Annotated in this window: 14 protein-coding genes and 2 other annotated features; of the genes, 9 read left to right on the forward strand and 5 right to left on the reverse strand. The window is 38.3% G+C overall.

The genetic code is table 11. The annotated features are described in order from the left end of the window. The 4 genes from trpD to BLS02_RS16380 form a co-directional block, all read right to left on the reverse strand. The gene (trpD, locus tag BLS02_RS16365; protein ID WP_092494107.1) at window positions 1-1,026 is read right to left on the reverse strand and encodes an anthranilate phosphoribosyltransferase; all 1,026 of its coding nucleotides are present in this window, start codon (window positions 1,024-1,026) and stop codon (window positions 1-3) included. Beyond that, entirely contained in the window at window positions 1,010-1,609 is a 600-nt protein-coding gene (locus tag BLS02_RS16370; RefSeq protein WP_092494108.1) for an anthranilate synthase component II, read from the reverse strand. Before BLS02_RS16370 ends, trpD begins: the two co-directional genes overlap by 17 nt. Beyond that, window positions 1,593-2,999 (reverse strand): anthranilate synthase component I, encoded by a 1,407-nt coding sequence (gene trpE, locus BLS02_RS16375; RefSeq protein WP_092494109.1) that lies wholly within the window; start codon window positions 2,997-2,999, stop codon window positions 1,593-1,595. Before trpE ends, BLS02_RS16370 begins: the two co-directional genes overlap by 17 nt. 68 nt (window positions 3,000-3,067) lie before the next feature. After that, window positions 3,068-3,311, reverse strand: a binding site (T-box leader). A gap of 38 nt (window positions 3,312-3,349) precedes the next feature. Beyond that, window positions 3,350-3,599 (reverse strand) — a binding site (T-box leader). A 172-nt stretch (window positions 3,600-3,771) separates the two neighbouring features. After that, complete coding sequence (locus BLS02_RS16380; protein WP_092494110.1) at window positions 3,772-5,082, reverse strand: DUF2254 domain-containing protein; 1,311 nt, start codon at window positions 5,080-5,082, stop codon at window positions 3,772-3,774. A gap of 324 nt (window positions 5,083-5,406) precedes the next feature. Here BLS02_RS16380 and BLS02_RS16385 point away from each other — a divergent pair, with 324 nt between their 5' ends. The 3 genes from BLS02_RS16385 (at window position 5,407) to ddlA (ending at window position 8,958) form a co-directional block, all read left to right on the forward strand. After that, window positions 5,407-5,589, forward strand: a complete 183-nt coding sequence (locus tag BLS02_RS16385; RefSeq protein ID WP_245736118.1) for a DUF2188 domain-containing protein — start codon at window positions 5,407-5,409, stop codon at window positions 5,587-5,589. A 351-nt stretch (window positions 5,590-5,940) separates the two neighbouring features. Further along, entirely contained in the window at window positions 5,941-7,731 is a 1,791-nt protein-coding gene (locus BLS02_RS16390) for a M3 family oligoendopeptidase (protein ID WP_092494111.1), read from the forward strand. 120 nt (window positions 7,732-7,851) lie between these two features. Next, entirely contained in the window at window positions 7,852-8,958 is a 1,107-nt protein-coding gene (ddlA, locus tag BLS02_RS16395) for a D-alanine--D-alanine ligase (RefSeq protein WP_092494112.1), read from the forward strand. A 477-nt stretch (window positions 8,959-9,435) separates the two neighbouring features. On the opposite strand, the gene BLS02_RS16400 is transcribed toward ddlA, so the two are convergent. Next, the gene (locus BLS02_RS16400) at window positions 9,436-9,996 is read right to left on the reverse strand and encodes a nitroreductase family protein (RefSeq protein WP_092494113.1); all 561 of its coding nucleotides are present in this window, start codon (window positions 9,994-9,996) and stop codon (window positions 9,436-9,438) included. 202 nt (window positions 9,997-10,198) lie between these two features. Between BLS02_RS16400 and BLS02_RS16405 the strand changes: the two genes are divergently transcribed. The 6 genes from BLS02_RS16405 (at window position 10,199) to BLS02_RS16430 (ending at window position 14,697) form a co-directional block, all read left to right on the forward strand. Next, the gene (locus BLS02_RS16405; RefSeq protein WP_092494114.1) at window positions 10,199-10,489 is read left to right on the forward strand and encodes a cupin domain-containing protein; all 291 of its coding nucleotides are present in this window, start codon (window positions 10,199-10,201) and stop codon (window positions 10,487-10,489) included. Between the two features lie 41 nt (window positions 10,490-10,530). Continuing rightward, window positions 10,531-10,716, forward strand: coding sequence for a hypothetical protein (locus BLS02_RS16410; RefSeq protein WP_254788800.1), 186 nt, complete (start codon window positions 10,531-10,533; stop codon window positions 10,714-10,716). Between the two features lie 128 nt (window positions 10,717-10,844). Then, on the forward strand, window positions 10,845-11,300 hold the full coding sequence (locus BLS02_RS16415) for a nucleoside deaminase (protein ID WP_092494115.1): 456 nt from the start codon (window positions 10,845-10,847) through the stop codon (window positions 11,298-11,300). Between the two features lie 277 nt (window positions 11,301-11,577). Then, window positions 11,578-13,371 carry a ribosomal protection-like ABC-F family protein gene (gene abc-f / locus BLS02_RS16420; RefSeq protein ID WP_092494116.1) on the forward strand — a complete coding sequence of 598 codons (1,794 nt, stop codon included), beginning with the start codon at window positions 11,578-11,580 and terminating at the stop codon, window positions 13,369-13,371. Between the two features lie 44 nt (window positions 13,372-13,415). After that, on the forward strand, window positions 13,416-13,811 hold the full coding sequence (locus BLS02_RS16425; protein ID WP_092494117.1) for a hypothetical protein: 396 nt from the start codon (window positions 13,416-13,418) through the stop codon (window positions 13,809-13,811). Window positions 13,812-13,827: 16 nt separating this feature from the next. Then, window positions 13,828-14,697, forward strand: coding sequence for a fructosamine kinase family protein (locus BLS02_RS16430; RefSeq protein WP_092494118.1), 870 nt, complete (start codon window positions 13,828-13,830; stop codon window positions 14,695-14,697). Window positions 14,698-14,794: the final 97 nt, after the last annotated feature.

Genomic DNA, 14,794 nt, shown 5'->3' on the forward strand with positions numbered 1-14,794 from the left:
TCACATCGCCTCACTTGAAACTTTATTACTGTATTCCACTAGTCGTTGCAGTTTTTCCAATGCTGCTCCACTATCGATACTTTCCTTAGCTTTCGTAATACCTTCTTGAATGGATGATGCAGCACCATTTGCGAATATTCCAAGCCCTGCATTCAAAAGTATCGTATCGTAATAGGGACCTTCCTTTCCTTGTAAAACCTGCAGTAAAATCTTTGCGTTATCCTTTGCGTCTCCGCCAAGGATTTGCTGGTTATCATAGACAGGCAAGTTGACCTCAGATGGGTGCAGTGTAAATGAAGTGATTTTTCCCTGATCCAGTAATGTGATATGGTTCTCACCAGCAAGTGAAGCTTCATCCATATGTCCAGCACCGTTTATCACAAGTGCGCGTTTTCTGCCTAATTTGTGTAGCGTTTCAGCAAGCATAGGCAGCATATCGCGACGATAAACGCCTAAAAGCTGTGAGTCTAAATCGACAGGATTTGTTAGTGGTCCAATTAGATTAAAAATCGTTGGTATTCGTAAATCCTTGCGTACTTTCATGAATCGCTTCATTCCCTGATGAACATGTGGAGCGAATAAAAAAGCGATGTTGTTATCGTGCAGCATTTCCTCTACATGTTGTTTTGAAAAGGATAACGAAACACCCAAATGTTCCAGTACGTCTGCGCTTCCTGTTTTACTTGTAATACTGCGGTTACCATGCTTGGCGATTGTCACACCAGCACCGGCAATCACAAACGCTGCGGTCGTACTAATGTTGAAGCTGTATGAGCGATCACCACCTGTACCGCAATTATCCATTACATTTGGAAGGATATTTGTGGTTTGGTTTGACTCGGAACGAACAACTTCAACAAGACCAGCGATTTCCTCTGGTGTTTCCCCTTTAGCTCTTAATGCTGTTAAGAACGAAGCGAGTTCACTTTCACTAACTTCATTTGAGAAACAGTATGCTGTGGCATCTTTCATTTCCTCCAGATTAAGGTTTTCTTTATTCAATAATTTTTCAAGATAGTTTTTCATGACGAAACTCCTTTCCGATTATTTCTAAAAAGTTTTGAATCATCTTCATACCAGTTAATGTGCCGATTGATTCAGGGTGAAACTGTATGCCATAGACTGGGTACTGTCTGTGTTTAATTGCCATAATTTCGTTGTCCTCTAAAGACTTGGCAACGACCTCCAATTCGTCTGGTAATGTTTGTTGGTTGATTACCAGCGAATGGTAACGCATTACTTCAAGCGGCTGTGTCAAATAATTAAACAATCCGTCGCCATTATGTGTAATTAAGGATGTTTTGCCATGTTTGATTGTGTTTGCCTGTTTAATTGCAGCACCTAAAGCATGTGCGATTACTTGATGCCCTAAGCAAATACCCAGAATCGGTGTGTTTTTATGAAATTCTTTTACAACCTCTGTACAGATTCCAGCATGTTCTGGTACTCCGGGGCCAGGGGATATAATGATAACTTCCGGATTCATTTCAGAAATTTCTTCAATGGTAATCTGATCATTCCGACAAACTTTTACTTCGGCACCTTGGCTGGCAAAGTAATGAAAAATGTTATAGGTAAATGAATCATAGTTATCAATTAGTAAAATCATAATTCGTCACCTCCATTAATGATCTTGCTTTATGCAATGTTTCGTTGTACTCGGTCTCAGGATCTGAGTCATAAACAATACCAGCACCGGCCTGCAGGTAGGCGTAATTATTTTTTACAACAAGTGATCGGATGGTTAGGGCAATGTTCATGTCATAATTAAAGCTGATGTAACCAACACCGCCTGCATATACACCACGCTTTAAAGTTTCTAAGTCATTAATAATCTGCATCGCCCGGATTTTTGGTGCTCCGGAAACTGTTCCAGCAGGCAAGCAGGATATCAAAGCATCAATACTCGAAAAACGGGAAGTTAACTTACCGTGTACTTCAGATACCATGTGCATAACGTGCTGATACTTTTCTACCGTCATGTAAGTTGGAACAGAAATACTATTAATTTCACAAACTCGGCCAAGATCATTGCGGCTTAAATCAACTAGCATCCGATGTTCGGAAATTTCTTTTTCGTCAGCAAGAAGTTCCTTGGTCAGTTCCTTGTCTTGATCCTTCGTTTTGCCGCGAGGACGCGTTCCCGCGATTGGGTTTGTAATAATATCCTGACCAGTTGTTTCAATAAGACTTTCCGGCGATGCTCCCAAAACGACATAATCGTCAAAGTCGATGTAGAACATGTAAGGGGATGGGTTAGTCTTTCTTAACTTTCGGTAAAACGAAAACGGATCACCATGTATGGTAGCTTTCATTCGTTGTGATAAGACAACTTGAAAGATATCACCCTGGTTTATATGTTCTTTAGCAATTTCAACGTTACGCATAAATGTTTCCTTATCCATTTCAGGTTCGAATGTAATCTCTCCCTCAGTCGTTGGATCTGTTGTTTGATTTGATAATAATGCTTTTTTTAGTTCCTCTAGACGTTTATCTAATACAGATTCAGACTGCTGTTCAAGATTAGTGGCGACTAAGTAAACCGATTCATCGTTGTGATCAAAAATAATAACATTCTTATAAAGCATTAAATGAATATCTGGCATTTCAATAGCATCAGGTAAATCATCGCCAATGTTTTCATAGGAACGGATTGAATCATATCCGATGTAACCTACAGCACCTCCGAAAAATGGAAACGGCAGATCTACATCCATTTTGGGCAACTGTTGTTTTAAAACAGATAAAGGATTTTCTGTTTGTTGTTCCTTTTTTTCATGCCCATGATTGAAAATAGATGTTTCGTTTCCTTCTCCAATGATTTCCTTGTAAGGATCTGTACCAATAAAGGAATACTTACCTTTCTCCTCATGTTGGAATGAACTCTCTAATAGAAATTTCTTGGTGCCATGAAGGTTTTTGTATATTCCAATTGGGGTTAATGTGTCGGCGTTTTGTTTAATAAACTTATAATCGAGTGTTTGTGTTTTTGTTTCCATTCGTAAAACTCCTTTCCAGTTTCTATGAAATAAAAAAATCCCCTGCAAAACACATATGGAATGTGCTTGCAGAGGACGATTGTGACCGCGGTGCCACCTCTATTGGAGAGTCTGAAAAGTCTCTCCATCTTTTTCGGATACGGGAAAAACTTAATATCCTATCCGTGTAACGGCGGAGCTCCGTGTTTCCCTACTGCCATTCAGGAAACCTCTCGTAAGTCCATTCGGCTATTATTCACGTACCGGTATCTCACCACCACCGGTTCTCTTGAACGCTGCAAAAAGCTTACTCCTCTTACTCGACGATTTATTATATGTAGTTTTTTTGAATACAAAAAGGTCCCCCATCCGAAAAGGACGAGGAACCGTGGTACCACCTTTATTAGCTAAAAAATCAGCTCTCTTTGGCAATATCAAGTAATGAATTACTTAATATTTGTCTCGTATAACGATGAGACATGGTCGCCAAAGCCTACTGACTTACAAGTTTCGGTTTGGAAGCTCAGAAGTCCATTCATCTATACGCGCACACTGACTTACACCACCCGTCAGCTCTCTAAAGTGTTCATACAGATTACTAATCTTCGTCATTGCTAAATCGATTTAAATTGTTGTTAATAATCATAGGGTAGTTTATTAATAATGTCAAGGTATTTTTAAAAATTTGGCTATTTATTTAGTAGAATTAATTGAGACTGATTTCCGACTTCAGTAGAACCGCTTGGAATTAGGCTTTTGTCCTTCAACTTATGGTAGTCGGTTGGTTCTTTTTTTATTCCCAATCCAATTCTTCTCCTGAAAGACGAGCAAATTTTTCTACTATATCTTTAAGGTGTTGATAGTCCAATGACGGAATATTCTCTATATCTACAGCTTCCAAAATGTATTTATTGAAATGCCATACTTCTTTTTGTATAGACGCCTCACTAACAAGAGCAATCTTATATAATGCATCTATAATGCTATATACAACCGAAATGTCATCTTTTCCGTAATGCTTAATTTGGTAAAAACTTTTATATAAATAGTCTCGGAATTTCTTTTGCTGCATGATCATTCGTAAATCTCCATCTGAATCGGAATAAAAGGTGACAGGACGGTAGTTTCCGGCTAATTCCGTAAGCAATCCACTAATGCGGTGAATACAGTTAATTGCCGTGTTCGGGTCATTCATACTGGTCGAAAGTGCTTTTACAGCAATCTCCACTAACTTTTCTATCGAAAATCCAATATCCTGAAGATCCGTACGTTCGTTGCCGATTACCAAAAAACGGTCGTGTTCGGCTAATTTATCGTTTCTGTTCCCTAAAGACCAAAAATAAAAAACCGACATTCCTTTAGGTACATAATCACCGACTTGAAAAGTTGCCTCTAACACCATGTCATTGTTAGTAGCCCAGTTAATAAGATAATTATAATTTACTTGTTGAATGTAGCCCGAACGCCTGGCATTAATCGTTTGTCTATCTTTTTCTCTTATGTCTTCAATCTGGGAATGGTCCCAATGCTGATGTTCTCCATACGTTCTCTCTGAAAAGGTTTCTTTAATTAATTCCGATGTTTTGTTACGTATGACGCCAATAAGGAAGTTCACTTGCGCCCAACGTGCCGAAAAATGGATAAATAAAATAAAAAAGCCAAGCGAAATAATCATAATAATAACGGTGAAAAAGGGGCTAAGCAAATCTTTTTGGTTTGTCTCTGTTAATAACCATAAATTAATAAGTACAAAAATAAATCCAAACGTGTAAACACCTAACACGTGTTGTGTGATTTTGCTTTGCATAAAGTCCTGAAGTGCTCGAGGCGAAAACTGGGATGAATACGTCGTTAACATCACCATAATCGTCGAAAAACTTATCGTTGTCATAGTCAGTATAGCTGTGATTAAAGCAGAATAAAGCTGCTTGGCTATACTTTGACCCGTAAGTAAAATGTTCGGAATGCTGCTGGATACTTTAGCGACTAACCAAACATCCAAGGCTGTTATTACAGCTGCTGCAATTATTGAACATAACCCATATACAATGGGAAGAAACCAGAAACTATCGCGAGAGATCGTCCACAATTTGGTTTGGTTCATTCCAACCCTCTTTTCTAAACAATAATCACCACATACCCTGATTAAGCATTAACAAAACTTAAGACAAATCTAAAACAAATAATGATCTTATTGAAATATACCCCTTTTCACATGAGGTGTTCCATGTTTTAACAAAATGGCCCGTTCGTATTGAGAAACACCTTTATTGTCACTGATTGCCTTGCTTCTTTTCAACGAGAAAATGCTTCCTGTCCGATGTTTCAAACACATATTGACAGGGAGTGCACAAAGTATGACGTCATATGACAGCTTATAGTGTAGCATCAAACCTGGAAGTAACAGCTTGGATTGTGAAGCTGGAGGATGATTCCTCCCGCAGGTGAATTTGAGGCAAAAGATGATGCCATTGCGAATGCCAGAGAATTATCCAAAGAAAATACTTCAAGTGAACTTTCAATTTTTGACAACGAGCATAATGTTATCAAGAAGGACGATTTTAAGATCAATCTGACTAGTGTCGGCTGTTACAACACAAAGGCTGATTAATTAGCTAGCAGAATTCGGGATGATAACCGAATTCTGTATTGAGTGAAAAGGATGAATTAAGCACTAAGCCGTTGAGAATGGGGTTGTATGTCTGGATCTTGAACGTGATTATTCTCTGATGAAGTTAGAAGCTTAGAGTAATCGTATAACCCCCAAAAAATAGTCTGTTCTAAGTATTTGAGTGAAAACGTAAACTTATTCAAACAACTACCTGATTGGAAAAAGCAACAATCTTGTGGAGGACTTCGAAATCAACCTTGATAACGATGGTTAATAAGTCTTGGGGCGGATACATGAAATTCAGAAATAAACTATACTATTAGTTAGTGAGAGTCTAGGGGAGGAATTTTAATGGAGAAAGTAATTGGCGAGAATTGGAGTCTTGATTCCCTGTATGCAGGTGGAAAAGAATCAAGTGAATTAAATGGATTAATTTCGCAGCTAAAGCATGATATGAAAGGGTTTCAGGAAATTGTTCAAACGTTTGATCAATTTTATTCTGAGAAAGACTTAATTGATCTTTTACAACAAATCCAAGAATTCAAGCAAGCGTCTTTTGAACTGGATGAATTTATGGTTTGTCTCTATGCAGTAAATGTCGATGATCCAGATGTATCTAAATTAGTTGATGAAAGCGCAAAGCTTCAAGCTGATTATGAATCTCTAAAAATTGATTTAGATGAAATCTTGGCTGGAATTTCAGAAGCCAAGTGGAAACATTTAATGAATCACGACGAAGTGAAAGAATATCAATTTTACTTAGAAGAGCGCAAACAAAAAATGGACGATAAGTTACCAATAGAAATGGAAAAAGTGATAAATAAGCTTTCCGTCAATGGGTTTATTGGCTGGGAGGATTATTATGAACAAATGATGGGTGCTCTGCGGTTCCCTGTTGAAAAAGATGGTAAGAAAGAGGAAATCTCATTTGGGCAAGCGGGAAGGTACCTCTTTTCAAGTGATCGATCTGTACGGCAAAATATAGCGCGAAATATTGTTGAGGTATGTGAGGAACAAGCAGAATCCTTTGCAACAGTTTTAAACAGGATCAATGGGTTTCGGCTTGATGTCTATAAACAACGTGGCTGGGACAATGTGCTAAAGGAAGCTATGGAAGAGAACCGAATTAATGAACAAACAGTTCAAACAATGGTATCAGCAATAAATGAAAATAGAGAAGTCGCTCATATTTTTTTTAAGCGGAAGGCTCAAGTAATGGAGCTTGAAAAACTAGCCTGGTATGACATGGAGACACCGAGCTTTACATCGGATAAGAAAATTTCTTATCAGGAAGCTGCAGATATTATTATTACCCAGTTTTATAAGTTCAGCGACAAGCTTGGTAAGTTTGCTGAGAACGCGTTTCAAGAAGGCTGGATTGAAGCTGAAGATCGCAAAGGTAAAACGCATGGAGGGTTTTGTGCCTTTATGCCACTAAAAAAAGAAAGTCGGATATTCCTAACATTTACAGGTAGCTATCAGGACGTTGTGACAATTGCCCACGAGCTTGGACATGCTTACCATAACTATATTTTGCAAGATGAGCCTGCTTTTACACAGGAAATAAGCACAAGTGTAGCGGAAACCGCATCGACCTTTGCGGAAAACCTAGTACTGGATGCTGCTATTGAGCATGCATCAAGTGAAGAAGATAAATTGTCCCTACTGGAAATGAAAATTTTAAATGGATTAAAGTATCAGGTTACCGTCCCAGCTATGTTTCAATTTGAACAAAAGTTATATGGACAACGAATGCAAGGACCGCTGACAGTAAATGAGATATCAAGTTTAATGGAAGGCATGATAAAGAAAATTTATGGCGATGCTTTGGATGAAAATAATAAATATTTGTGGATGACCATACCTCACTTTTTTCATACAGATCTAGCTTTCTACAACATCCCATATACGATTGGTTATCTATTCAGTAATGGTATCTACGCCATGGCAAAAGAACAAGGAAAACAATTTCCGGAACAATATGATGCCTTGCTGCAAAGTTCTGGAAAAATGACAGTAGAAGATTTAGCAAGTCGTTTCCTCAATAAGGATATTGGAGAGAAGGAATTTTGGGAGGCATCTCTGGAACCAACTATTGAAGCGATAAATGAATATATGAAGCTGACAGAGAAGATGATATAAATTTTTAAAAAACGGACAGTAAAGTAGGGCGCTGTTCGTTTTTTTATTTTTCTTCTGTTTCAAACAACCCTTTTTGTGCTATTTTAGATATATATGATTTTTTTCAAGGGAGTTCTGATGATGACGAAGAAAAAAGTTGGTATTATATTTGGCGGAAAGTCGGCTGAACACGAAGTATCATTACAATCAGCTAAAAATATTGTTGATGCAATTGATAAAAATAAATATGATGTTGTTCTTATCGGGATCGATAAACAAGGTAAATGGCATATAAATGATCAATCTTCCTACTTAATTAATGCTGAAAACCCAAAATTAATTCAATTAAACAAATCAAACGATACGATAGCAATAGTGCCTGGAGAGACCGATAATCAAATGATACATGCAGCAAATGCAGGTGCGCTGGACCAGCTTGATGTTGTGTTCCCGATTGTGCATGGCACATTAGGAGAAGATGGCAGCTTACAAGGAATGATGCGGATTGCAAATCTCCCATATGTCGGTTCAAACGTCTTGGGGTCATCTGTTTGCATGGATAAAGATGTCGCGAAACGTTTGCTTAAAGAAGCGGGTATTAATGTTGCGAATGGCTTAGCTTTTTCAAGTGCAAAAAAAGATAAGATTAATTACGACGAAATAAAAGAGCAAATTGGAACACCAATGTTCATAAAGCCAGCAAATCAAGGCTCTTCAGTTGGGGTTAGTAAAGTTTCATCGAAGGAAGAATTTTATAAAGCGGTTGGCGAGGCATTTCAATATGACCATAAGCTTATTGTAGAAGAAAGTCTTGTTGGCCGTGAAATAGAATGTGCTGTATTAGGAAATGAACATCCTAAAGCATCAGTGCCAGGTGAAATTTTGCCACAAACGGAATTTTACTCCTATGAGTCAAAGTATATTGATGAAAGCGGAGCAAAGCTGGAAATACCAGCAGATCTATCAGACGAAATGGTTGCAAAAGTGCAGAAGGCAGCTGTTGAAGTGTTTGAAACACTTGAGTGTGAAGGCTTAGCCCGTGTTGATTTCTTTTTAACTGAGGACGGAGAAGTGTATGTAAACGAGGTTAACACACTACCTGGATTCACTCGAATTAGCATGTATCCGAAGCTATGGGAAATCAGTGGGGTTTCCTATCCGGAATTGATTACTCAATTGATCGAGCTAGCTATTGATCGTCATCAGAAAAACAGTATGCTGAAAAGCGCTGTATGGGATGAGGAATAAGGAAAAGAGGTGGCCGCTGGGGTTACAGTTGTAACTCTAGCGGTCTTTATTATTAAATTATGTGTGAAAATATCGACCGGAGAACGAATATATCAACTTGAGAATGAGTTTATCGACCGGAAAATGAATATATCAACTTGAGAATGAGTTTATCGACCGGAAAATGAATATATCAACTTGAGAATGAGTTTATCGACTGGAAAATGAATATATCAACTTGGGAATGAGTTTATCGACCGGAAAACGGGGATATCAACCTTGAAATGGAATTATCGACCGGAAAACGAATATATCAACTCGAGAATTGGTTTATCGACTGGAAAATGAATATATCAACCTTGGAATGAGTTTATCGACCGTAAAATGAATATATCAACTTGAGAATAGATTTATCGACCTCAAAACCTCAACAGACATCGCAAACATCACAAAATAAGGGTGTCATATTAAGCATTGCTTACATGACACCCTTTTCTATTATCCTTTAAACGTTGAGAATTTCTCGCTAACTGGTACTCTGCCTTTTTTAATAGGCTTTTCATCAAAGTACCCAAGATGGATGAACCCTACTATTTTCTCATCCTCACCAACATCGAGGATTTCTTTTACTTTTGGATCATAAATGTGTGGATTGGTTTTCCATACGACACCAAGCTGTTGTTCCCAGGCAAGCAACCAAAAGTTTTGAATCATGGATGCTGTTGCTCCAAAATTTTCATCCCATTGCTTTTGATTATCGGGTACATCCATCACAACTATTAGGAATGCATTCGGTTCATTCAGATACTCTCTGCGATTTTCCCGCTTTTCTTCTGGGTATGTGGCAGCAACTTTTTCGGCAAATGCCTCTTTTTGCTCTGGCCCAACAAAAATAAAGCGCCACGGCTGTCGGTTGCCGTGAGTTGGTGCCCATGTTGCGTCATCCAGTAAGTTCACCACCGTTTCCTCGGTTACAGGTTTATCATTATAGCCTTTTTTAACAGCGCGGCGTTCACGGATAATGGTTGCAAGCGCTGTTGAATTTTTTGTTTGTTCCATTTGATGTCCTCCTCGTTGTTCCCTCTATAAATTTATATGCGCCTAAATGATAATTATTTTCAACTAAATTGTAGCCGATGAGACAGTAAAAATCAATGGACTATAAAAATATGGTGATGTGTGATGTTTATCACATTAATTGATTGTGGTATTGGTTACACTGTAGGCAAGACTTAAGATAATTAATGAAAGGTTGTGTCAAATGCAACTTATAAGAGTAGACCATGAGATAACGAAGCCTGTTGAGGGGAAAAGGGTTTTTGATGAGGATAACCGTGAGATTATGCACATCAAATTAAAAGCTGGCGAAGAAATTGAAGAACATGACTCACCGAAACACGTGTTTATATTTGTTAAAAAAGGTGAGGTTGAATTCACGCTTAACAATGAGGGTTATACGATTAATCAGGAAACGATATTGCGTATGGAACCATATGAGCGCCATGCATTAAAAGCTCTAAGTGACGTAGCTATCCTTGTTATGAAATGCTAGTTTAATTAGGATTAAGGCCTTTGGCAAGTTGGGGTGAAAAGATGCTGAATGTACAATTGGAAGGGAAAAGAGCTATCATTGATCTACGTGAGCGGATTTTAAACGGAGAACATCCGCGTAACGAGGTGTTCAATTATGTAAAACAAGCCCCTCTAGGCATGATAATTGAGGTACACGTACCACATGAAGCGCAGCCTCTAGCCGGGGACTGGAGAGTTTTGGTCTAAATGTGATTACTGATCAGCTTGAGATTGGACATTATCGATTAATGACAGTAAAGTTAGGTTAAATAATGTAGAGGCAGTTATCTTATGAAGGAGATAGCTGCTTTCATAGTATACGAGGAGGGTATAACATGGACAAATTTATGGAACGAGCAGTAGAATTAGCTTCAGATAATGTTCGTAATGGTGGTGAACCTTTTGGTGCAGTCCTGGTGAAAAACAATAACCTGGTTGATGAAGGGGTCAATGAGTTACATAAACGCTTTGATATTACTGCACATGCAGAGATTCAAGCAATGCGGAGGGCACAGAAGAAAATGCATACGCATGTTTTACAGGGCTATACCATGTACGCGAGCGGAGAGCCGTGTCCGATGTGCATGACAGCAATGTATTATGCTGGGATTGAAACAATATATTATTGTGCCACAGCTGAGGATGCTGTTGAAGCAGGGTTAGGAAAGTCGGAGTTTGTTTATGGAGAGTTAAAAAAACCAAAGGCTGAACGTCAAATTCGTATGGTACATATGCCATTAGAAGAAGCGCAGGAAAATCCGATGAAATTGTATAAAGAAGAAAAAGCGTAATTTGACACAGCAGCACCACATCCGTATGATAAAAGAAAGATTAACCGAAGGAGGACCTACCTGACAATGAAGTAAACCCACGTTTTTTCCAATCAAGTTTGAATAACTTCAAACGAGCGTTTCTGTCTGAATGAAACGAATGGGATACGTGTGTACTTTTAACGGGTAGCAATCATAATTAAAAAATTTTCCGTGATCCCGTATATCCATATATCCATTGTAATCATTCACAGGCAGATTCCTGTGTTTTTTTATTGCTAAAAATGGGGGTATGGATATGTTTATTTTTAAGGCGAAAGGTCTTTGCAAGGAATGGAACGGCAATATGATTTTTCAAAACATCGATATTGAGCTGCAACAGGGTGAACATGTGGCACTATTTGGTCGGAATGGATCAGGTAAAACATCGCTTCTGAATGGATTGCTCGAAAAAACAGCATTTGACTCGGGGTCTATTCAACGAGTTATTCCGTCTGATGATTGGGGTGTGCTTGAACAGGATCCATCTGTTGATTCAAACCTAACGACCCTGGAATTTGTCCTAAGTGCTGCTGGAAAAGTTTATCACTTGAAAAAAGAACTCGAGCATGTACTAACGCAACCCGAGATCAATATGGAAAAATATACAGCAATCTATAATGAATTTATAGGTCTCGATGGATATAGTCTGGACGCTAAGGCAGAATCTGCACTGCATCAAGTTAAACTAACTTCAGAAGTGTGGGGAAGTTCGTATGATCAGTTAAGTGGTGGTCAAAAAACGAGGGCTCAGCTTGCTCGCCTTATTTTACAAAATCCGGAATGTATTATTATGGATGAACCGACAAATCACTTGGATAAAGAAACGATTGAATGGCTGGAAGAATGGCTTGTGAATTATAAAGGTGCTGTGTTGTTCGTTTCCCACGATCGTTTATTTCTGGACCGTACAGCTCATGCAATTTATGAACTGAATTCGGATGAATGCAAGCGATATGAGGGAGGTTATTCTGCTTACCGTGAACAAAAAGAAGTTGAGCGACGTACACAGGAATTGACTTATCGTAAGCAAGAACAGAAAAAAGAAGGTCTACTAAAGACAATTCGAAACTACCAACAATGGTTTCAGCAGGCTCATAAAGCAGCTGGACAAAATGACTTCGCGCGATCAAAAGCAAAGAAAAACGTATCACGGTTCAAGGCGAAAGAAAAGGAACTGGAACGACTGGAAAATAATAAAGTGCAGAAACCCCAAGCTGGTAAAAAATTAAATGTAAAGCTGGAGGACAGTACTTTTTCTGCAAGAAGATTGCTGCAAATAGAGAATCTATCTTTTTCCTACGATAAGGAAAAGGTGCTCTTTACCAACTTAAACACCTCTATATACAGGGGTGATCGTATTGGAGTGGTTGGTCCGAATGGTTCGGGAAAGTCGACTTTATTAAAGCTTATTACAGGTGATCTTACTGCCGAGAAGAGTGGTATAAGGCAAAACCCTCAAACGAAGATCGGCTATTTCGCACAGGAACTGGAAAACCTGGATGAACAAAAGACGATTCTGGATAGTATGCTTGAATTGCCAGGTATGACGCAATCTGATGCAAGAACGATTCTGGGTTGTTTCTTGTTTTCAAGGGAATCTGTTTTTCAGCAAATTTCAACCTTGAGCATGGGAGAGAAATGCCGCATAGCCTTCCTCAATCTTTACTTCAGCAACGCCAATCTGCTAGTGTTGGATGAGCCAACAAACTTCCTGGATGTCGATACGAAGGAAGTTATCGAGGATGTTTTACAAGCATACCCAGGAGCACTTGTCATTGTTTCCCACGACCGTTATCTAATTAAAAAGACCTCAAATCGTATTATCGAAATGGGAGGTCAGGGAATGATCGACTATGTTGGAACCTATGACGAATTTCTGGAACACAAAAATAGTGCTACTGAAAGTGATCCGAGCAACGATAATGAAATTCGGGAACTTAAACTTAAACTGACCCAGCTAATGAGTATGGAAGCAGAAGACGAACAGGAAAAAGAAGGAATTCTCTATGAAATTAAAAAAGTTCAGAAAATGCTCCATAATAAAGAGTGATTTCATGATAATATAGTGCTAAAGATAGTTTCAGGGGGATATTAATGTTAAAGAAACTTTATTACACATCGGAAATAATGGCCGCAACTATTATTGGCTCTGCAATCATGTTATTATTTTTTATCGTTGAAAACATTATGGGAAATAATGTTGAGGCAAACGGACTAATTACAAAGTCTATTATTGTGATAGTACTCTATTTTATCGTTTACTTTATTGCGTTTTTCTTTTTAATAAATCCGTTTTATGATTTTCTGAAAGGAAAGCTAAATAGACAGCTTACGGCAATTATTATTCTCATCATCGCGAATCTAATATTATTCGCTGGTTTATATGTGGATACATCTCAGACACTACTGGAAGTAATTATAGATAATTATAGTTTATTTTTAGCAACGAATCTATCGATAGTTTTCTTTTCCTTCAAAAAATTGTCATAGAAAGTGAGGCATAATAATGAACAAATTCATCGAACAAGCATTACATGCGGCAGGTGACTTTTCAAGACTAAAGCAGGTTAAGCAAACATTCGGTGGATCAATTAATGAAAGCTTTTTTGTTGAAACAAATGAACGAAAGTATTTTATTAAATATCATACAGATGCGCCTGATCGTTTTTTTGAGCTGGAAGCGAAAGGTCTTCGTTTAATCAGGGAAACAAATTCGGTTTCTGTTCCTGAAGTGTTGGCATATTCTGATGAAAAAAATAATGCGTTTCTTGTAATGGATTGGGTTGAAGGACGAAAATCGCAGGATACAGAAGCAAAGCTAGGTGATCGAATAGCAAAGATGCATCAGACCTTTGGCAATCAGCATGGCTTTCCGGATGATACATTCATTGGCGTGCTGCCACAGCCGAATGGATTATTTTTAAGCTGGCTGGAATATTACCGGGATAGCAGGCTTTCCGCCCAAATGACACAAGGGATTGAGCAAAACAGTATTACGGGAAATCGACGACTCCGAATGGAAAAATTACTGTTGAATCTGGAAAAGTGGATACCTGATGATGTTGAGCCATCTTATTTACATGGTGACTTATGGGGTGGAAATTGGCTTGTAGGCGCAGGTGGCAACCCATATGTGGTTGATCCGTCATTCTTGTATGGAGACCGACATTTTGAACTTGCTTTTACGGAACTGTTTGGTGGCTATTCCGGGGATTTTTATCAAGCTTATGTAGAACGTTTTCCTTTGAGGGATGATTACGATGATATTAAAGACTTATACCAGCTCTACTATTTGCTTGTTCATTTAAATATTTTTGGGGAGTCCTATGGTCCCAGGGTCGATGCAATTCTGAAACGATATGTAGGGGTGTACTAATTTTGGACACAATTTTGTTACAAATTTACTAATAAATGTGTGGAATGTCACAGCCACTATGTAGGTAAATTTATATGATTGCAGTGAACCAAGTTGT

The organism is Virgibacillus salinus (genome assembly GCF_900102415.1).
GTDB lineage: Bacteria > Bacillota > Bacilli > Bacillales > Amphibacillaceae > Lentibacillus > Lentibacillus subterraneus.